The sequence below is a fragment of the Pseudomonas sp. Sample_14 genome (genome assembly GCF_004307515.1).
In the GTDB taxonomy this organism is placed as follows: domain Bacteria; phylum Pseudomonadota; class Gammaproteobacteria; order Pseudomonadales; family Pseudomonadaceae; genus Aquipseudomonas; species Aquipseudomonas atacamensis.
In genome coordinates, this window is the sequence record NZ_RCOC01000076.1 from 56,894 (window position 1) to 78,480 (window position 21,587).

Here is a 21,587-nt window from a genome sequence, read left to right on the forward strand (position 1 = left end):
TCGGCAGACAGCAGGGGACGGTCAGACTAACGCAGGCACATGACACGCGGATATACGAAAAATCCGCGTGTTGCGTAGGCTCTAGAAACGGCGCAGGTCGATGGTCATCGGTAGCTCGTCATTGATTTCTACTTTGGGTACGGGAAGTTTCCCGGGCGTGTGTCCGAGGCGGAAAAACCGCGCCATGCGCCGGCTCTCCGCTTCATTGGCATTGACCGGCAAGGTCTCGTAATTGCGCCCACCGGGATGGGCGACGTGGTACTGGCAACCACCCAGCGAACGCCCCATCCAGGTATCGAGCAGGTCGAACACCAACGGCGCGTGCACCGGTATGGTCGGATGCAGGCAGTTGGCTGGTTGCCACGCCCGAAAGCGCACCCCGGCGACAAACTCACCCACCCGCCCGGTCGGGTGCAACGGCACCGCGACGCCATTGCAAGTCAGCAGATAGCGCTGTGGCGGCAAGCCGTTGAGCTTGACCTGCAAGCGCTCCAGCGATGAATCGACGTAGCGCACCGTGCCGCCCGCCGAGCCCTCCTCGCCCAGCACGTGCCAGGCTTCGAGCGCCTGACGCAGCTCCAGCTCGATGCCATTGACGGCGTAGTCGCCCACCTTGGGAAAACGAAACTCCAGATGCGCCGCGAACCACTCCGCACGCAACGGATAGCCGGCGTTGTTGAGTTCGACGATGACGTCGGCGAAATCCTCTTCGATAAAGTGCGGCAGCAAAAAGCGATCGTGCAGCTCGGTGCCCCAGCGTGCCAGTTTCGCCGGCGCATAAGGCTCGCGCCAAAAGCGCGCGACCAGCGCCCGCAGCAGCAACTGCTGAGCCAGACTCATGCGCGCATGGGGCGGCATTTCAAAAGCGCGCAGTTCCAGCAAGCCAAGACGCCCGGTGGCGCCGTCCGGTGAGTACAGTTTGTCGATGCAGAATTCGGCGCGATGGGTATTGCCGGTGACATCGATCAGCAGATTGCGCAACAGTCGATCGACCAGCCACGGTGCACATTCCTCGCCCGGTTCCGGCATTTGCGCAAAGGCGATTTCCAGTTCGTACAAGGCGTCATTGCGCGCCTCATCAACCCGTGGAGCCTGGGAAGTCGGGCCAATGAACAACCCGGAAAACAGGTACGACAGCGAAGGATGGTTGTGCCAGTAACTGATCAGGCTGCGCAACAGATCCGGGCGCCGCAGAAACGGTGAGTCCGCCGGTGTCGCGCCGCCGAGGACGAAATGATTGCCGCCGCCGGTGCCGGTGTGGCGCCCGTCGATCATGAACTTTTCGGTGGTCAGGCGGGTTTGCCGTGCCTGTTCGTAGAGAAACTCGGTGCGCTCGACCAACTCGTCCCAGCTCGCCGATGGCTGCACGTTGACCTCGATCACGCCCGGGTCCGGAGTGACACGGAAATTGCTCAGGCGCGGATCACTCGGCGGTTCATAGCCTTCAAGCAACACCGGGCAATGCAGTTCTTCGGCGGTGGCCTCAATGGCCGAGACCAGTTCCAGATAATCCTCGACCCGCTCCAGCGGCGGCATGAACAGATACAGCCGGCCTTCGCGGGCCTCGGCGCAGAATGCGGTACGGGTCAGCCAGTCAGCGGACTCATCGATTTTCGGCACCCGCTCATCCAGCGCAGCCGGTTCGCCGTGCACACCGAGCTGCGCGGCATCCGGCAGCTCAGCGAAGTCCTGATTCGGATCGTTGGGATGGATGAACGGATATTCCGCCGCTTTCACCCACGGCTGCGACGCCAGCGGCAAGCGATAACCCAGCGGCGAATCCCCCGGCACCAAGCGACAGTGCTCATCGCGCAGATACCAACGCCCGCTCTGCCATTGATCGCCCTTGGCCGTGCGCGCCAGCGGCAGCACCTGGCCGATCACCTTGTTCAGGCCCTGACTGAAGACCTTGCGCAATCGCGCGCGCTCCAGCGGTTCCTCCAGACGCGAATCTTCGGCGCTGACGTTGCCGGGCAACGCGCCCTCACGCCAGAGGTAATAGAGATGATCCTCGTAAGCCGGGAAGACGAAGCGTGCAGGCAACTTCAGGCGCTCGGCGACGCTGGCGAGAAAGCGTCCGGCCAGTTCGCCGTCGGCGCCATAGTCCTGCTGCTCGTCGGCGATCAACGCGTCGTTGTGCCAGATCGCCTGACCGTCGCGGCGCCAGTAACAATTGAGCGACCAGCGCGGCAACTGCTCGCCTGGATACCACTTGCCCTGACCGAAATGCACCAGCCCCTGCGGTGCATATTGCTTGCGCATGCGTTGAAACAGTTCGGCGGACAGCCGACGCTTGTCCGGCCCCAGCGCGGCAGTGTTCCATTCGGCGCCGTCCGGGTCGTCGATGGAGACGAAGGTCGGTTCGCCGCCCATGGTCAGGCGCACATCGCCTTCAAGCAGGTCGGCATCGATCTGCCGCCCCAGTGCCTGGATCGCCCGCCACTGTTCATCGGTGTAGGGCTTGGTGACGCGTGGCGCTTCCCAGATTCGCTCGACCGACATTTCGTGGCTGAACTGCGTCTCGCAAGGTTCGACCAGACCACTGATCGGTGCCGCCGAGGACGGATCGGGACTGCACGCCAACGGAATATGCCCTTCCCCGGCGAACAACCCGGACGTGGCATCGAGGCCAATCCAGCCGGCCCCCGGCAGATACACCTCGCACCAGGCGTGCAGGTCGGTGAAGTCGACTTCGGTGCCGGACGGGCCGTCGAGGCTTTTCACGTCGGCGGTCAGTTGAATCAGGTAGCCGGAAACAAACCGCGCCGCCAGACCGAGATTGCGCAACAGCTGCACCAGCAACCATGCCGAATCACGGCAGGAACCGGAGGCGTGTTGCAGTGTGTGCTCCGGAGTCTGCACGCCGGGCTCCATGCGGATCAGGTAGCCGATGTCTTCGCTGAGGCGCTGATTGAGCGCCACCAGAAAATCCACCGCCGGCAGTGGCGTGCGGTCGATGCTGTCCAGGTAAGCCTTGAACGTTGGCGTCAGCGGCAGGGTTTCGAGGTATGGCGCCAACTCCTTGCGCTCGTCGGCGGCGTAGCTGAACGGGATTCGCTCGGCGTACGGTTCGAGGAAGAAATCGAACGGATTGAACACCGCCATTTCCGCGACCAGATCGACTTCGATGCGCAGCTCTGCGGTTTTTTCCGGGAACACCAGACGTGCCAGGTAATTGCCTTGGGGGTCTTGCTGCCAGTTGATGAAATGCTGCTCTGGCGAGACTTTCAGCGCATAGGAAAGAATTCGCGTGCGGCTGTGGGGCGCCGGGCGCAGGCGGACGATCTGCGGGCCGAGTTCGACAGCGCGGTCGTAGCGATAATGCGTGACGTGATGCAATGCGACATGAATCGACACGGCGTGCCTCCTGCGAGCCTTGGGCGTATGGGAAAGCGCGCAAGACTTATGCCATGCACGGGCTTGCGCGCTTTCGCGAAATGCTCAAGGCAGTACAGCACCAAAACCGGGCGATGCGAGGAAATGGTTTGGCTCAGTTGCACGCAAATGTTGCGAACGCTGATTCTTGCGGTGTTTGATCGGACGCTTTCGCGAGCAGGCTCGCTCCCACATGTGCAATGCGTTCCCCTGTGGGAGCGAGCCTGCTCGCGAAGAGGCCAGCGGCAACAACTTGATCGTTCCCACGCTCTGCGTGGGAATGCAGCCGGTGACGCTCCGCGTCACAACCATGTTCGACAATACTGCGAGTAACGGCTGGAACGCGGAGCGTCCCGAGAGGCATTCCCACGCGGAGCGTGGGAACGATCAGCAAAACGCCAACCCGAAGGTTGGCGTTCTGTTCAGCTCAAGCAGTGTCTAGCGCGGCACGACCGGCTTGCGTGTCGGCTTCGGCCCTTTGCCTTTCGCCGCATCCTTGCGCTCCTTGGCCGCCTGCTGGTTGCGGGCGAATGCCGCAGCCTTGGCCTGTTCACGCTTGTCCCACGGATTACCGCCATCACTGGCACGCGGCGGCAGACCGGTGTGCTGGGTGAGAATCTTGGTGGTCTTCTCTTTGGCGACCTTGTGGCTGCCGGCCGGCGTCGAGTTCTTGCGACGGGCGCTCTGGTAGCTGTCGGTGGCTGGCTGATGCGCCGGTATCAGTTGATCCTTGCCCGGGCCGATCAGATCGGCGCGGCCCATGCGGATCAGCGCTTCACGCAGCATCGGCCAGCCTTTCGGGTCGTGATAACGCAAGAATGCTTTGTGCAGACGACGCTGATCTTCGCTCTTGACGATGGTCACGCCGTCGCTCTTGTACGTCACCTTGCGCAGCGGGTTCTTGCCCGAGTGGTACATCGCCGTAGCGGTGGCCATCGGCGACGGATAGAACGCCTGCACCTGGTCGGCGCGGAAGCCATTGCCCTTGAGCCACAGAGCGAGGTTCATCATGTCTTCGTCGGTAGTGCCCGGGTGGGCGGCGATGAAGTACGGAATCAGGTACTGCTCCTTGCCCGCTTCCTTGGTGTACTTCTCGAACATGCGCTTGAACTTGTCATAGCTGCCGATGCCCGGTTTCATCATCTGGTTGAGCGGACCTTCCTCGGTGTGTTCCGGGGCGATCTTCAGGTAACCGCCGACGTGGTGGGTCACCAGCTCCTTGACGTACTCCGGCGACTCGACGGCGAGGTCGTAGCGCAGGCCGGAAGCGATCAGAATCTTCTTCACACCCGGCAGGGCACGGGCGCTGCGATACAGCTGGATCAGCGACGAGTGGTCGGTGTTGAGGTTCGGGCAGATACCGGGGAACACGCACGACGGCTTGCGGCACGCGGATTCGATTTCCGGGCTCTTGCAGGCGATGCGGTACATATTCGCAGTCGGACCGCCGAGGTCGGAAATGACCCCGGTGAAGCCCGGCACCTTGTCGCGGATCTCTTCGATTTCGCGAATGATCGACTCTTCGGAACGGTTCTGGATGATGCGGCCTTCGTGCTCGGTGATCGAGCAGAAGGTGCAGCCACCAAAGCAGCCACGCATGATGTTCACCGAGAAACGGATCATGTCGTACGCCGGGATCTTCTCCTTGCCGTACGCCGGGTGCGGCACACGGGCGTAAGGCATGCCGAACACGTAGTCCATTTCTTCAGTGGTCATCGGAATCGGCGGCGGGTTGAACCAGACATCGAGCTCGCCATGCTTCTGCACCAGCGCACGGGCGTTGCCCGGGTTGGTTTCCAGGTGCAACACGCGGTTGGCGTGGGCGTACAAAACCGGGTCGTTTCGCACCTTCTCCATCGACGGCAGGCGGATCACGGTCTTGTCGCGGGTCATGCGCGGGCTGGCCAGGATCTGCACGACCTTGGCTTCCTGCGGATCTTCGACCGGGCCTTTTTCCTGCTCGATGGCGCAGGCCTGAGTGTCCTGGGTATTCACGTACGGGTTGATGATCTTGTCGACCTTGCCCGGACGGTCGATGCGCGTCGAGTCGACTTCGTACCAGCCCTGCGGCGTGTCGCGACGGATGAACGCGGTGCCGCGCACATCGGTGATGTCTTCGATCTTGTGGCCCCACGACAGGCGCTGGGCGACTTCGACAATCGCGCGCTCGGCGTTGCCGTAAAGAAGAATGTCGGCGCTGGCGTCGATCAGGATCGAGTTGCGCACGCGATCCTGCCAATAGTCGTAGTGGGCGATGCGGCGCAGCGAGGCTTCGATGCCGCCGAGCACGATCGGCACGTGCTTGTAGGCTTCCTTGCAGCGCTGGCTGTAAACCAGGCTGGCGCGATCCGGACGCTTGCCGGCCATGCCGCCGGGCGTGTACGCGTCATCGGAACGGATTTTCTTGTCCGCGGTGTAGCGGTTGATCATCGAGTCCATGTTGCCCGCCGCGACGCCGAAGAACAGGTTCGGCTCGCCGAGCTTCATGAAGTCGTCTTTGGACTGCCAGTTCGGCTGCGCGATGATCCCGACGCGGAAGCCTTGCGACTCCAGCAGCCGGCCGATGATCGCCATGCCGAACGACGGATGATCGACGTAGGCATCACCGGTAACAATGATGATGTCGCACGAATCCCAGCCGAGCTGATCCATCTCCTCCCTGCTCATCGGCAGGAATGGCGCTGGCCCGAAACATTCGGCCCAATATTTTGGATAGTCAAATAACGGCTTGGCTGCTTGCATGTCGACGACCGGTGTTGAAGTGAAAAATCGCGGGCGCGGAATATAGCACAAATTTTGACCAATTCCGACGACGGTGGTCGGTTTCTCTGTGCGCTGCTCTCGCGCCGCCAACCCGCCACACATTACGCGTTTTTGTTGAACGCACGACGCACGAAACGGCAAGGAAGCCGCCCGCCCGTCGCACTCCCAAGAGCAGCGGGGCATTAAACGAAAAGGAAGACAGGCAATGGCACCCAAACCGCCAACCAGAGGCATCACGACCGTCTCGGTTCATAATCCGCGACCCGATTATTCGATCACCCGGCCTGGTTTCACGGCGCTTTTCGATGGCGGACCGGGGCACAGAATTCCCACACGCCCGACTCCGACAACGGTATCGACATCGATCGATCACGGACTCAACCGCATTACCTCCGTGCCTGCGCGGGCAACGGTCAGCACGACAGCGGCCGCCGAATCGGCTGCAGTTGTGCATCAGCGGCCCTTGGGAGATTACTGGATCACTTCGCTAGTCGTGTTGCCGTCAGCCAATGCCGAAGGCATTTCGACGCTTAAGGGACGTCAGTATGTCCAAGTGCCTGAGGGTGGCACCGTGCAGGTCGGTCTGGACCCCGCCAGCGGTCTTTACCGGGCGAAATTGCCCAGCGAATTGCACCCGTCCGGTCCGCTGTTGCAGTTCGATGCCGAGAGCCGTCTCTGGCAACCCGTCGATACTTGGGCGCCATCGACCTACCCGCTATCCCAGAGCCGGCTCGAGGCGTTTCGCACCGATCTGGATTTCAGCACGACCGAGCCGGGCGGCGATGGCCTGTTGCGCTTCAACGGCAAACTCTATGTGCAGATCGAGAATCAGGCCTATCAGGTCTTGCATGATCTTGATGCATCAGCGCCGCAGAGGGCGGTCATGCGCATCGTTCGCCCCGACGATCCCATCGCCAGCGATGCCACTAATGTTTACGTCGCATCCCGTCCAGGCAGGTCGGAACCGATCATTTTCGACGCTCGCTACGGCTGGCGAGGGACCAGTGTAACGGGGGCAGCCGGGATGCAGAGAGGGACAGGAGTGGCGCCCTCAGAGCTATGGCAGCGGGTGGAAGTCGGAATCAGACTTGGCCACTTCAACAAGCGAATCGAGCAGGACACCGCTAAAAGTGAACACCTGAAGGAGGTGTGGCGCAGCATCAGGGAAGCGGGGGGCGAGCGCTCAGATGCAGTCAAGCGCGAAACGATGGCGCTGCTTGATCGTGAATTACACAGCCACCAGGCGCTGAGGTCCCTTGCAAAAGCAATAAAATTCCATAAGCAGCAAAAACCCGCGGTCCGGCACTTCATAAAGAAGGAAGACTACGACAAAAAAATGATTGCGATGCACAAGATCCAAATGAGCTTCTACGATCAATTGGTCGAATGCGGCTTGACCCGCCATGCGCTGGGAGGTCCATTGATCGACATCGACAGGCTCCCACGAACAGTCAACGTCCTGGGGAAAATTCTCGGCCATATGCGAGAGCGCCAGCACATTGCCGACAATCTGGTGAACACATTGCGGGTCGCGCCGGACGAATTCAGTGCATACGCTCTGACACCAATGGACACTCACGACGTCGTGGCTTCGTGGGTATTGGCCAAAAGCCTGATGCTGGACGACCATCAATCAGACGGAAACTACCCTCAGGCCTCCGAACTGGCGACCAGATTTGGTCAGGTAACTTTCGTGTATGGAGCGCTGGGTAAAATTCCGGAGACTTCGCACCCTGCGATATTGCGTGATCTGCTCCAGGAATGCACAGCCCTTCGCTACTGGTACGAGCGCCTTGATCTGACACCCGATGAGCAGCACGCAACGTCACGCACGGCTATCACCGCCGAGCTGAAAATATTCGAAGAGACGCTGACTCATCGCCTGTTCCAATATCAACGCCAGCCTGATCTCCCGGCGCTGCCGATCAACGATCAGGCCATTGATTTCGAGTATGTTCCGGAGCAGGACAGATCCGGTTTCCAACCGCCACCCAAGCGCATTTTCAAGGCAAAGAAACACGGTATTTACAAGATCCATGTCGGCGAGTCCCGACGTACCGCGCACAACGAAGAAGTCATCGATGTACGCAGTCTGCACGACCCGCAACAGCCAGTGCAGACCTATGAACAAAGAGCTGGTGAGTGGCACCCCGTCCGCGCAACGCAGGACACAACCCTGCCCGACCTGACTCTCAGAGCCAATCAGCACCTTGAGCAAACCGACGCACATGTGCGCGAAGCCCGGCGCGAAGAGTCGCGCAAAAACCATCCGGACAACATTGTCGAGATGCTTGAGCGCAAGGCCGGGGCAATGGATGAGATCGCACTCCAGCTTCGGCGACAGGAGCCCACCGATGGCGAAACAGATGCGCTGATCCAACGCCTGCAGGACACCAGTGAACGCCTGCGCAGCGAGGGCGAAAACATTCGTGTCCGGATCTACAAGGACATACATTTTCTGAGCCCCGACCGATTGTTGTATCTGATCGACAAGGGCGAAGTACGTGCGCAGAAAATCGAGACCCGGTTGAAACGCGGCAAGGGGCAGAATCGAGACTTTATCGACGTCTATCTACTGACGGATGCGCATACCTACGACCCCCTCTGGCACGCGCACTTTCATTACGCGAAACCGGATACGCCCGATCTCAACTTCAATGTTTCCGGCGGGCACCTGAAAACCCTTGAGCAAAGCCGCATGGGTGTGCGTTCGCAGCGCCGGGAAGAACGGGCGCAGCGGCCACACAAACCTATCTGGCGCGCCGCCCTCGATGGCCACGCAGCACAGAAAATTTTCGACCTCGCCGCCACCTCTTTCCATCCCGAGACACATCATCAGGCATGACGCCGAACCGGCCGGCAGCGTCCGTTGCGGACGCGACCGCTCAATCACTACAAGGAACGTAAGACATGCGCAGCAAAACGCCGCACCCAGTTAGTCCCCCCGGTAATTTTCATCTTCGACCGGATACATCCGCCGATGCCATCCCGCAGCGCCCACTCCTCACGCCGCGCCCCAGTCTTGACCCAACCGCGTTGAGCGGCCCGCCAATCCGCGCGAACCGGCGCACGGACAGCAACGATCCTGATGCGATAATCCCGGCGCCGAATGTCACAGTGCATGCGGCTGCATCAGCGCTGCAAACCGTGGTCAACACAGGCCACCCCGTCGAGCATTACCGCCTCGCTGTCGCAACCGGCTTGCCTGACGCCGACGCCGAAGGCCTGAGGACATTCAAGGGTCGTCACTACGTGGAAATGGCCGACGGCGGTTTCGTGCAGGTGAGCAAGGATTCGCCGAGCGGCCTCTGGCGCGCCGGGCTGGCGAGCGAATCGAAGCCCTCCGGACCGCTGATGCTGCACGATCCGGAGAGTGGCAGGTGGCATGCGCTGGAGTTCTCGCCGCCGAGCACCTTCGCTTTATCGGTGACACGCCTGCAAGCGTTTCGCACGCCGCTCGACTTCAGCCATAGCTCACGCGACAGCGATGGGCTGTACCGCCATGACGGCAAACTCTACGCAGTGATCGACAATCACAGCTATCAGGTCCTGCACGATCACGATGCTTCGACGCCTCTGGCCGAGGTGATGCGCATCGTCCGCCCTGAAGATCCTGTCGCCGCTGACGTCGACAACATCTACAGCGCTACGCGCCCGGGCAGATCAGAGCCTGTCGTATTCGATGCCGATCAGGGCTGGCAGGGCATCGTGGTCGGCGGGGCCGGCGGGATGCAGCGCGGCAGTGCCGACCAACCTGCCTCACCGGGGCTGCGCGAGCGGCTCAATGCCGCGGTCAATCGACTGCGAACGCCCCAGTCGCGACTGCGAAAACTCTACCCGTCTCTGGACAGCGAGCAAATCCGCACGCTGCTGCGCACCCAGGGTGACGATGTACCAAGCTTTTTGACGCGCCTCGAGAATGAATACAAGACCCTGAAGCTGGAGCTGGCGACCTGGTTGAAAACCAGTGAGCTGGCCGGCGGGGCGACCAATCCCTCGGTGGAGCGCGCCGCGCAAGAGATCAAGCGCTGCTGGAAACGTCAGACAGGAACAACGTTGCAACTGGATCTTGGCGACGCAGGCATTGTTCCGCTGTCCGCAGATTTCAGCCATGTACGCACGCTGCAATTGCAGGCGGTCGCCTGGTCGGAGGGGGGCGAAAACTTCCTCAAGGGGTTCACTGCCCTGGAGCGTCTGAAAATCAATGCCTCGGCGCTCGCCAGGCCGCCGGCGAACCTTGCGCAGATGCCAGCCCTCAAGGAGTTGGACCTGCGAGCGAACCACATTGAACTGAGCGACCAGACCGCCAGCGAGCTGGCTTCGCTCAGCCAACTGGAAAAACTCGACCTGTCGGACAACCCGCTGGGCAAGGCCCCGGATTTCAGCGGCATGCCTGAGCTCAAGTCCGTGGGTCTGCGCAATGCACAACTGGATGACTGGCCAACCGGATTGCAGCATCAATTGGCGATGGAGTCGCTCGATCTGCGCAATAACCGATTGCGTGAAATTCCGCAGACAGTCATCAGCCCGGCGAGTGATCAATTGCTCGCCATAGCCAACATCAACCGCATCACCCTGATCGAAGGCAACCCCTTTGCCAGCGGCTATTGGCGGCGGCTGGAAGTCTACTGGCAGCGGGTTACGGCGGAATATCCGGCACTGATCACCAGCGCACGCACAGGTGCATTCCGGATTGATGGCGACATCCCTGAAGTCGCCATGCTGCTGCAGATGTATCCGGACAAAACGCCACAAACCGCCCGGGAATACCTGATTGGCCTGGGGGACAGTGCAGAAGCCACGATCAGCCAGCGTTTCGCAGAGTTCAAGGCGCTCGATGCGCAACTGCTGGCCTACGTCGCCGACAGCCAGCCGGGAACATCCAGCGTGGCCGGCCGGGAAAAGGCTCGGGCAGAACACATTGCCCGGATCATCAAGGACTGCTGGCTCCAGCAATCGCCGCACCTTGCGCTGCCACCACTGAAAGGACCGCTACCGCCACTGACTGCCGACTTCAGTCGGTTGACGTTGCTCACTCTTGATAGCGTCGTCTGGTCCGACACTGCCGACACGTTCCTGTCGCGGTTGCCGAATCTGGAGAACTTGACGATCAGCCATTGCGGTCTGGAAAAATTGCCCGCAGAGATCAGCGCGATGAGCCGGCTCACCCACCTGAATCTGACCTCAAACCAGATAAAACTCGATGAGAACAGCGCTGGTGCATTGAGTGCATTGCATCAGTTGGTCAGCATCGACCTGTCGAACAACCCACTCCAGATGCTGCCCGATTTCAGTGCGATGTCCGGGCTGCAGACACTGGGCCTGAAGAACACCGGCATCAGTGAGTGGCCCATCGGCCTGGCTGACAAGATCACCTTGACCGGCCTCGACCTCAGCAACAATAAACTGCGCGAAGTCCCCGACGCACACATCAACCCGCCAGCCGATCAATTGGCTGTGGTCGCGCGGATCAACAACCACACGCTGCTTGAAGGCAATGACTTCCCTTCGCCTTACTGGAGGAAGTTCGATCGCTACTGGCGAAAACTCAACGAACTGCATCCGCAGTTGATGACTCCGGCCCACCCCGCTGTATTCGACAGTGAGAACTCGCGCGCGCAGCGCTACCGAAAACTGTTTCCGAGCAAAAGCATCAAGGAATGCCGGGAGTTTATCTGGAACCATGACAAGGCCACTGTCGCGACCAGGCTGTTGGAGCTCGAGCAGGATTTCGCCGTGTTGAAAAACCAGCTGGATAACTGGGTTTTTTCAGGAGGCAGCAATCCTCTGCGCTATATCCGCGTCAATCAGTTGCAGATCAACACCCAAACCCGCAATGAGCGCATCGAGGCACGGGATCGGATCATCAGTTGCTGGCGACGTGAAACGCCGCAGAAACACGCCTTCGACGGCACGCCGATAGGTCTGGAGCTGGATTTGAGCGGCCTCACGTTGCCGACCCTGCCGGATCTGAACACCGATTTCAGCCATGTCGGCTCGCTCAAACTCAACAACATGAATCTCACCGAATCCCCGGAAGGTTTTCTGACCCGCTTCCGCCATTTGCGCTGGCTGAACATGGCCAACAATCGTCTCAGGGATCTCCCGCCGGCCATCGGCGAAATGCACGGGATGACCCGTCTGTTCCTGCAGGGGAATCAACTCGAACTCACCGCCGAGACAGCGCAGATACTGGCCGGAAGAACGACCTTGAGGGCCTTGTGGATACACGACAACCCGCACTTGAACGTGAGCCCGGATTTCAGCGCGATCACTGATATCCGCGAAGTCGACATGTCAAACACCGGCATCGGAAGCTGGCCAGCCGGACTGTTCGATCAGCCCCTGTTGGGCAGGATACTTCTGAACAACAACCGGATCACGAACCTGCCCAGCTTTGTCGTCGCACCGGCAGCGGATCGCCTGAGGCATTCGATTCAGGTCAACAGCGGCACTCAGATAAGCGATAACCCCCTGAACGAATACACTCGAGAACGCCTGGCCGGCTACAGTGAGCGGCTGCGCCACTCCGCAACATCGCTTTACAATCCTCTGAACCTGCTGACCACTTCTGCCCCGGCAGCCCGCCCGCAGCCGGCGCTAATGAACGCTGCGTCGGCCTATCCGCAGTTGACCATCGGTATGACGGCAACCGAGGCGACGAAACGCACCGCGCAGCTGGACAGACTGAAAGCACAGGACGGCTCGGATGGCTTTTTCAACATCATTTCCAGACTCGGCCACCACGCCGATTTCCGTCGGCAGGTCTGGGACGTGGTCGATGCCATCAGCGAGAACAACGTGCAATCACGCGCTCTGCGCAGAGATGTTTTCGATCGCGCCTGCGAAGCCGGCTGCACTGACCTTGCCGCCGCCACGTTTACTGACCTGCAAGTGCTGACCATGACGCATACGGCCAGAGTGCAGGCAAGGCAAGACGGGGATGGCACTCGCCTGGTGGACCTGTCCAGAAGTCTGTTCAGGCTAAGGCAGGTCGATGAACTGGCCGCAGCAGATATCGCTGCGAGCAGGACAATCGCCAACGATCCACAGGCTCCAGCGCGTGAGCGCAATACCCAGCGCCTGCGCCTGAGCGACCCGCATGAAATGACCATGGCCTACCGCTTTGGCCTCAAGGATCGGCTGCAGTTGCCGTTTCAGCCGCAGACCCTGTCCTTTATCGGCATGGCCGGCGTCACACCGCCCATGCTGGAAGTCGCCTACCGTAAAGTCATCGCCTTGGACGGCTCTCCCGAAGAGTTTCAGGCTCTGGTGTCGATGGAATTCTGGCAGGACTTCATCACGCACAAATATCCGTCCCGGTTCGACGCCGCACGTCAGCCTTATCAACAGAGACAGGCGGCACTGGACGAGCAATTCGCGAAAAAAGTACTGACCCAGGCCGAATACGACGCGCAAACCAATGACGTCACTGCACAGTTGGCCATTATCGAAGCGACGCTGATCCAGTCACTGACGCGCGAGGAAATTCGCCCCGGTGAGGCAGTTGAAAAGCCTGCCAGCAGCGAGACGGCAGTTTCGGCCGATTGAAGCAGGCCAAGACAGCAGCCGGATGATCCGGCCTGCTGTCATTCGTCGTCGTCGAAGTTGTAACTGCCTGGTGCGAGGTTTTCGAAGCGCGTGTATTTACCGATGAACGCCAGCCGAATGAAACCGATCGGGCCGTTACGCTGCTTGCCGATGATGATTTCGGCGATGCCCTTGTGCTCGGTTTCCGGGTGATACACCTCGTCGCGGTAAACGAACATGATCACGTCGGCGTCCTGCTCGATCGCTCCGGATTCCCGCAAGTCGGAGTTCACCGGGCGTTTGTTCGGGCGCTGTTCAAGGGAACGGTTGAGCTGCGACAGCGCCACTACCGGACAGTTGAATTCCTTGGCCAGGGCTTTCAGGGATCGCGAGATCTCGGAAATCTCGTTGGTGCGGTTGTCACCGCTGGACCCGGGAATCTGCATCAGTTGCAGGTAGTCGATCATGATCAGGCCGACATCGCCGTGCTCACGCACCAGACGACGAGTGCGCGCGCGCATTTCCGACGGGCTGATGCCGGCGGTGTCATCGATGAACAGTTTGCGGTCGTTGAGCAGATTGACCGCCGACGTCAGGCGCGGCCAGTCGTCGTCTTCGAGTTGGCCGGAACGCACTTTGGTCTGATCGATTCGGCCGAGCGAAGACAGCATACGCATGATCAGCGATTCGCCTGGCATCTCGAGGGAGTAAACCAGGACAGCCTTCTCGCTGCGCAACACGGCGTTTTCCACCAGGTTCATCGCGAAGGTGGTCTTACCCATCGACGGTCGGCCGGCGACAATGATCAGGTCGGACGGCTGCAAGCCGCTGGTCTTCTCATCGAGGTCGGTGTAACCCGTAGACAGACCGGTGATCGCGTCGGCGGTGTTGAACAACGTGTCGATGCGGTCGATGGCCTTGGTCAGCAGCTCATTGACGCCGACCGGGCCGCCGGTCTTCGGCCGCGCTTCGGCGATCTGGAAGATCTGCCGTTCGGCTTCGTCGAGGATTTCTTCAGCGGTGCGACCTTCCGGGTTGAAGGCGCTGTCGGCAATCTCGGTGCTGATGCCGATCAATTGGCGCAACGTCGCACGCTGGCGGACGATCTGCGCATAGGCCTTGATGTTGGCGACGGACGGGGTGTTTTTCGCCAGTTCGCCAAGATAGCCGAGGCCGCCGACTTGCGACGTCTGACCTTCCTTATCCAGTTGTTCGGCAAGGGTCACGACGTCGATCGGCGAGTTCTGATCGGCCAGTTTGGCGATCGCGCGGAAAATCAGACGGTGGTCATGTCGATAGAAATCGCCATCGGAGACTTGATCAAGCACGCGTTCCCAGGCGTTGTTGTCCAGCATCAGACCACCGAGTACGGCCTGTTCAGCCTCGATGGAATGCGGCGGCACCTTCAGGGCAGCGGTTTGCAGATCGTATTGCTCGGGAGCGGAGATATCGTTCATGGCCACTTGAGTATTAGTGAAAAGCAGGGAATTCAGAAAGACAAAGGGCACGACCTGTAAACAGGATCGTGCCCGATGTTAACCGTCTGACGGACAAGCCGCCAGCCGATCCGTGTTGCTTAAGCTGCTACCACGACAACGCGTACGGTGGCTTCAACTTCGGCGTGCAGGTGCACGGCCACGTCGAATTCACCCACGTTGCGGATGGTGCCGTTCGGCAGACGAACTTCGCTCTTCTGCACTTCAACGCCGGAAGCGGTCAGTGCGTCAGCGATGTCGTGAGTACCGATCGAACCGAACAGCTTGCCTTCGTCGCCAGCGGTGGCAGTGATGGTCACTTCCAGCTCGGCCAGTTGGGCAGCACGGCTTTCAGCCGATGCCTTACGGTCTGCGGCGGCTTTTTCCAGCTCGGCGCGACGCTCTTCGAACGCAGCCAGGTTGGCAGCGGTCGCAGCGGTAGCCTTGCCGAAAGGCAGCAGGTAGTTACGGCCGTAACCGGCCTTAACGTTTACTTTGTCGCCCAGGTTGCCCAGGTTGGCGATTTTTTCCAGAAGGATCAGTTGCATGTGAAAATCCTCTAACTTTTAACCTTCACCGTTCGCGCTGTCGGTGTCTTTCGACACGTGACGACCGCGAAAATCAATCAGGCTGTCGACAATGGCCAGAACCACGAGCAACGGATAGATCAGCTGCATGAACAACAGCAGCGTGACGTACAACCCCACCAGCCAGAAACCGGCCAGTCGCTTCTGCCCGACCAGCCCGTGAATCAGGGCCAGCCCGGCGAACACCAGCGGTACACTGCACAACGGCGTCAACATGGCCATCTGTGCACCGAGATTCGGGCCCAGAAGCATCAACGCCAGCAGTAACATCGCCGGCCCCAGCGGGATGCGGATGGCGCGAAACTCGCGACCGAAACCACCCGGGTTGTACAACAACGCCTGCCAATGCCGCCCAACAATCAGGCTCAGCACGCTGACGATCTGCAACAAGGCCGCAATCAGTCCGGTCAGGACTGGTGCAATCAGGGACGCGAAACGCGCTTGCTCATCGACCGACAATTGCTTGTAGGTCTCACCAAGAAGTGCCGGCATGACCTTTATAAGGGCCTGTGCAAGCATCTCGATCTGGGCCGCAAACGCGACCCCGAGCACCACTGAAAACACCACTCCGATCACTACGCTGACCAGCAGCGTGCGGACCCAGGATTCGCTTGCGCGCAAAACCAACGCAAGCCCCGAAGACCCCAGCAGCACCAGAAGTGCCCGTGGGTCGTCGGCATACAGCCACCAGATCAATGCCGGCAGCAGTCCCAGTGACAGAACGCCAAGGGCGTCCGTCAATCCGCGCCGCAGCAGCACAAGGCTCCCGGCGGCAGCACCCAACCAATACAACAACGGCAATGTTGCACATCCGGCCACCACGAGAGTGGCCTGCATTCGGCCTCGCATGATGAACTCAGCTAAGGCGCGCATGCATTCAATCCTTTGCTACTTGTCGACTGCCCGGTCTCAGCGGCCGTGGCTGTCGGTGTAGGCCAGCAGGGCCAGGAAGCGGGCGCGCTTGATAGCGGTGGCCAGCTGACGCTGATAACGAGCTTTGGTACCGGTGATGCGGCTTGGAACGATTTTGCCGGTCTCGGATACGTAGGCTTTCAGAGTGTTGAGATCTTTGTAATCGATCTCTTTCACGTCTTCAGCGGTGAAGCGGCAGAATTTACGACGACGGAAGAAACGTGCCATTTGATAGGCTCCTTAATAAGGTCCGTGGATTACTCGTCAGCGTTATCGCTGTTGTCGCTGTCATCACTGTCGGTGCCTTCGGCGCCTTCGTGCTCAGGACGGTCGCGACGCTCACGGCGCTCACTGCGGTTTTCTTCAGCCTTGAGCATCTCGGACTGGCCGGTAACGGCTTCGTCGCGACGGATGACCAGGTTACGGATCACTGCATCGTTGTAGCGGAAGTTGTCTTCCAGCTCGGCCAGGGCCTTGCCAGTGCACTCAACGTTCAGCATCACGTAGTGAGCCTTGTGAACATTGTTGATTGCGTAGGCCAGTTGACGACGGCCCCAGTCTTCCAGACGGTGGATTTTGCCGCCGTCTTCTTCGATCAGCTTGGTGTAACGCTCAACCATGCCGCCGACTTGCTCGCTCTGATCCGGGTGGACCAGAAAGATGATTTCGTAATGACGCATGAATGCTCCTTACGGGTTGTAGCCTGCCGCTCAAAAACGGTCAGACAAGGAGTGAATGACACTTATGGACTTGCTGGCGCGGGGCACATGCGTGCCTGCCGTCACAGCAAGGGGCGCAATTGTAGAGAAGGGACTGCGGGGGCGCAAGGCAATTGGTGATTATTTGAACAACCACCGATCTTCCAGACACCGTAAACGAATGTGGGAGCGAGACTGCTCGCGAATGCGGCCTGTCAGGCAACAATGACGTCGACTGACACTCCTCTTCGCGAGCAGGCTCGCTCCCACAGTTGATTGCGTGAAGCTTATTTCTTCGCGGCAGCCTTGGCCTTCGCACCGCGCTGGCGCTGGGCTTCGAACAGGCACACGCCGGTGGCGACCGACACGTTGAGGCTGCTGACGCTGCCGGCCATCGGCAGATTCACCAGATAGTCGCAATGCTCGCGGGTCAGGCGGCGCATGCCTTTGCCTTCGGCGCCCATGATCAGGATGGTCGGGCCGGTGAGGTCCTGGTCATAAATGCTGACCTCGGCTTCACCTGCAGTGCCGACTACCCACAAACCGCGTTGCTGGAGTTTTTCCAGAGTGCGCGCCAGGTTGGTCACGGCCACCAGCGGAATCACTTCCGCGGCGCCGCAGGCGACTTTACGCACCACCGGAGTCAGCGTGGCCGACTTGTCCTTCGGCACGATCACTGCCAGCGCGCCGGCCGCATCGGCCGAGCGCAGGCAGGCGCCGAGGTTGTGCGGATCGGTCACACCGTCGAGCACCAGCAACAGCGGCGCGCCTTCGGTGCGATCAAGCAACTCGTCGAGCATCGCTTCGCCCCAGACCTGACTCGGGCTGACTTCCGCGACCACGCCCTGGTGCACGCCTTCAACCCAGGCGTCCATTTCGCGACGCTCGGCCTGGCCGACCTGAACACGGTTTTCATTGGCCAGCTCGACCAGCGTCTGCACGCGCGGATCGTTGCGGCTTTCCGCCAGCCAGATCTGCTTGACGCGTTTGGGGTGGTGACGCAGCAACGCTTCTACCGCGTGAACGCCGTAGATTTTTTCCAACTGACTCATGACTTCGCCTTCGGTTTACGCGCCCCGCCACTTTTGGCTGGAGCGGAACCCGCTTTTGGCGGGCCCTTACGGTGTTTGCTCGGCTTGGCTGGTTTGCCGTCGGTCGCCCTGTCAGGCGCCGACCGTCCGGTCTTTCCCCCGGACGCCGCTTTACCACCGTTTTTCGCATCGGCCAGCAAGGCCTTCTTCAATTCACGGCTTTTGCGCAGTTCAGCGTTTTTCGCCACGGCGTCGCTCGGGCGATAGGCTTCGGCGACCTTTTCCTTGGCCGGACGACGGCTGGCGGTTTTCGCTGGAGCCTTTTCTTCCGCAGCCTTGGCAGCAGGCGCAGCGGTTTCGGTGCCACGTTTCTTGCGACCGATCGGCGCGCTGATGGTTTTCTCCGCCATCTCGAAGTCAATCTTGCGCTCGTCTAGGTCGACGCGCATGACGCGTACTTCAACGGTGTCGCCAAGACGGAAACTGCGACCGGTGCGTTCGCCCGCCAAGCGGTGGTGCACAGGATCGAAGTGGTAGTAATCGCCCGGCAGCGCGGTGACATGCACCAGGCCTTCGACGTAGATATCGGTCAGCTCGACGAACAGACCAAAACCGGTCACTGCGGTGATCACGCCCGGGAACGACTCGCCCACGCGATCCTTCATGAACTCGCACTTGAGCCAGTTCACCACGTCGCGGGTCGCCTCGTCGGCACGGCGCTCACTCATCGAGCACTGCTCGCCGAGCTGCTCCAGCGCCGCTTCGTCGTACGGATAGATGCGCGCTTTCGGAATGGTCATCGCACCGGCACGACGGACGTGCGGGGTGTCCTGTTTCGAATGGATCACACTGCGGATCGCACGGTGCGTCAGTAGGTCCGGGTAGCGACGGATCGGCGAGGTGAAGTGGGTATAGGCTTCGTAATTCAGGCCGAAGTGGCCATCGTTTTCAGCGCTGTACACCGCTTGACTCAACGAACGCAGCATGACGGTCTGGATCAGGTGGAAATCCGGACGATCCTTGATGCTCGCGAGCAAAGCCTGATAATCCTTCGGCGACGGACCGTCCTTGCCTTTGTGCAGGGACAGGCCGAGCTCACCGAGGAACGCGCGCAGTTTTTCCAGACGCTCTGGCGGCGGACCGGCGTGAACACGATACAGCGCAGGAATTTCGTGCTTCTTGAGGAATTCGGCAGTGGCCACGTTGGCGGCCAGCATGCACTCCTCGATCAGTTTGTGCGCATCGTTACGCACGGTCGGACGAATTTCGGCAATCTTGCGCTCGGAGCCGAAGATGATCCTGGTTTCCTGGGTTTCAAAATCGATCGCGCCACGTACGTGACGGGCGGCCAGCAATACCTTGTACAACGCGTAGAGCTGCTTGAGGTGCGGCACGACGTCGGTGTACTCGCCACGCAATTTGCGCGCTTCGGTAGCCTTCGGCGTTTCCAGCATCGCGCTGACCTTGTTGTAGGTCAGACGGGCGTGGGAATGGATCACCGCCTCATAGAAGCAGTAGTCGGTCATTTCGCCGGACTTGGAGATGGTCATCTCGCAAACCATGGCCAGACGATCAACCTGAGGATTCAGCGAGCACAGGCCGTTGGACAGTTGCTCCGGCAGCATCGGAATCACGCGCTCGGGGAAGTACACCGAGTTGCCGCGAACCTGAGCTTCGTTGTCCAGCGCCGAGCCGATCTTCACGTAGCTGGAAACGTCGGCAATCGCCACGTACAACTTCCAGCCACCGGAGAACAGGCGCAGCTTGCCCGGTTTGGCTTCGCAGTAGACCGCGTCATCGAAGTCGCGGGCATCTTCGCCGTCAATGGTGACGAACGGCAGATGACGCAGGTCGATGCGCTTTTCTTTGTCTTTTTCTTCAACTTCCGGCTTGAGCTTGGCAGCTTCTTTCACAACCGCTTCAGGCCAGACGTGCGGAATGTCGTAAGTGCGCAGGGCAACATCGATTTCCATGCCCGGCGCCATGTAGTTGCCGACCACTTCGACCACATCGCCTTGCGGCTGGAAGCGCGGCGTTGGCCAGTGGGTGATTTTCACTTCGACGAACTGACCGATCTGCGCGTTGGCGTTGCGGCCCGGCGTCACCAGCACTTCCTGCTGGATCTTCGGGTTGTCGGCAACCACGAAACCGATGCCGCCTTCTTCGAAGTAGCGACCGACGATGGTTTCATGAGCGCGGGACACCACCTCGACGATCACGCCTTCACGGCGACCACGACGGTCGAGCCCGGAAACCCGGGCCAGCGCACGGTCACCATCGAACACCAGACGCATTTGCGCCGGGCTCATGAACAGGTCGTCGCTGCCGTCGTCCGGCACGAGGAAGCCGAAACCGTCACGGTGACCACTGATGCGGCCAAGGATCAGGTCGAGCTTGTCGACCGGCGCGTAAGTGCCACGGCGGGTGTAGATCAGTTGAGCGTCGCGCTCCATAGCGCGCAAGCGGCGGCGCAGGGCCTCGATCTGGTCTTCTGTGGTCAGACCAAACTCTTCGACCAGTTGTTCGCGGGCAGCAGGCGAACCCCGATCGGCGAGGTGCGCCAGGATCAGTTCGCGGCTGGGAATAGGGTTTTCGTATTTTTCCGCTTCACGAGCGGCCTCGGGATCGAGGGACTGCCAATCGGCCATTAGAGAGTTTTCACCTTGTCTATATGCGGGTTAGTTTGGCATAGGCGCCGGGAAACGGGAAATTTCCGCTTCTATAAGGCTGTGCAAGGCCTTGTATCGACGCTCCGACACCGTTTTGAACGCCGCTGGTAAAAAAATTCAGTTTTTTCTGCGGCAGGGGTTTACAGTTAAAAAGACGCTCCGTATAGTGCGCGCCATCGACGACGCACAAGCGCTTTCGATGATGCCCAGGTGGTGAAATTGGTAGACACGCCAGCTTCAGGTGCTGGTGACCTTACGGTCGTGGAAGTTCGAGTCTTCTCCTGGGCACCAATTTCGAGTTTGAGACTAGATCAGTTTCAACACTCACACAAAACCCGCGAAAGCGGGTTTTTTTCATTTGCGGGAAAGCTTTTGCTCACACTGATTTATTAAAACCAAATCAGGGGTTTACAGATCAAAAAGGCCTCCGTATAGTGCGCCACATCAACAGCGGCAACGCTTGCGATGATTGCCCAGATGGTGAAATTGGTAGACACGCCAGCTTCAGGTGCTGGTGACCTTACGGTCGTGGAAGTTCGAGTCTTCT

11 protein-coding genes and 2 tRNA genes (1 of these 13 cut by a window edge) are annotated in these 21,587 nt (G+C 60.0%); 4 read left to right on the forward strand and 9 right to left on the reverse strand.

The genetic code is table 11. From position 1 onward, the window contains the following. Positions 1 to 81: 81 nt before the first annotated feature. Both D8U61_RS18385 and D8U61_RS18395 read right to left on the reverse strand, forming a co-directional pair. Positions 82 to 3,357, reverse strand: coding sequence for a transglutaminase family protein (locus D8U61_RS18385; RefSeq protein ID WP_130927430.1), 3,276 nt, complete (start codon positions 3,355 to 3,357; stop codon positions 82 to 84). A 456-nt stretch (positions 3,358 to 3,813) separates the two neighbouring features. Next, positions 3,814 to 6,117 (reverse strand): YgiQ family radical SAM protein, encoded by a 2,304-nt coding sequence (locus D8U61_RS18395; protein WP_016771932.1) that lies wholly within the window; start codon positions 6,115 to 6,117, stop codon positions 3,814 to 3,816. Between the two features lie 226 nt (positions 6,118 to 6,343). On the opposite strand from D8U61_RS18395, the gene D8U61_RS18400 reads away from it, so the two are divergent. Then, entirely contained in the window at positions 6,344 to 8,983 is a 2,640-nt protein-coding gene (locus D8U61_RS18400) for a hypothetical protein (protein WP_130927432.1), read from the forward strand. A 272-nt stretch (positions 8,984 to 9,255) separates the two neighbouring features. Continuing rightward, positions 9,256 to 13,689: an NEL-type E3 ubiquitin ligase domain-containing protein gene (locus D8U61_RS18405; protein WP_241663636.1), complete on the forward strand. Its 4,434-nt coding sequence runs from the start codon at positions 9,256 to 9,258 to the stop codon at positions 13,687 to 13,689. Between the two features lie 38 nt (positions 13,690 to 13,727). On the opposite strand, the gene dnaB is transcribed toward D8U61_RS18405, so the two are convergent. The 7 genes from dnaB to rnr all read right to left on the reverse strand — a co-directional run bounded on the left by dnaB (position 13,728) and on the right by rnr (position 21,019). Further along, on the reverse strand, positions 13,728 to 15,125 hold the full coding sequence (gene dnaB / locus D8U61_RS18410) for a replicative DNA helicase (RefSeq protein WP_016771936.1): 1,398 nt from the start codon (positions 15,123 to 15,125) through the stop codon (positions 13,728 to 13,730). Between the two features lie 119 nt (positions 15,126 to 15,244). Next, positions 15,245 to 15,691 (reverse strand): 50S ribosomal protein L9, encoded by a 447-nt coding sequence (gene rplI, locus D8U61_RS18415; RefSeq protein WP_003221136.1) that lies wholly within the window; start codon positions 15,689 to 15,691, stop codon positions 15,245 to 15,247. 18 nt (positions 15,692 to 15,709) lie between these two features. Continuing rightward, positions 15,710 to 16,603 (reverse strand): hypothetical protein, encoded by an 894-nt coding sequence (locus D8U61_RS18420; protein WP_016771937.1) that lies wholly within the window; start codon positions 16,601 to 16,603, stop codon positions 15,710 to 15,712. 36 nt (positions 16,604 to 16,639) lie between these two features. After that, complete coding sequence (rpsR, locus tag D8U61_RS18425) at positions 16,640 to 16,870, reverse strand: 30S ribosomal protein S18 (RefSeq protein ID WP_002551829.1); 231 nt, start codon at positions 16,868 to 16,870, stop codon at positions 16,640 to 16,642. 29 nt (positions 16,871 to 16,899) lie between these two features. Then, positions 16,900 to 17,322 carry a 30S ribosomal protein S6 gene (gene rpsF / locus D8U61_RS18430; protein ID WP_016771938.1) on the reverse strand — a complete coding sequence of 141 codons (423 nt, stop codon included), beginning with the start codon at positions 17,320 to 17,322 and terminating at the stop codon, positions 16,900 to 16,902. 305 nt (positions 17,323 to 17,627) lie between these two features. Beyond that, on the reverse strand, positions 17,628 to 18,392 hold the full coding sequence (gene rlmB, locus D8U61_RS18435) for a 23S rRNA (guanosine(2251)-2'-O)-methyltransferase RlmB (RefSeq protein WP_024011372.1): 765 nt from the start codon (positions 18,390 to 18,392) through the stop codon (positions 17,628 to 17,630). Then, positions 18,389 to 21,019, reverse strand: coding sequence for a ribonuclease R (rnr, locus tag D8U61_RS18440; protein ID WP_122610363.1), 2,631 nt, complete (start codon positions 21,017 to 21,019; stop codon positions 18,389 to 18,391). Before rnr ends, rlmB begins: the two co-directional genes overlap by 4 nt. 225 nt (positions 21,020 to 21,244) lie before the next feature. Here rnr and D8U61_RS18445 point away from each other — a divergent pair. Both D8U61_RS18445 and D8U61_RS27720 read left to right on the forward strand, forming a co-directional pair. Continuing rightward, positions 21,245 to 21,331, forward strand: a tRNA-Leu gene (locus D8U61_RS18445). A 180-nt stretch (positions 21,332 to 21,511) separates the two neighbouring features. Further along, positions 21,512 to 21,587: transfer RNA gene (locus D8U61_RS27720), tRNA-Leu, on the forward strand (it continues 76 nt past the right edge of the window).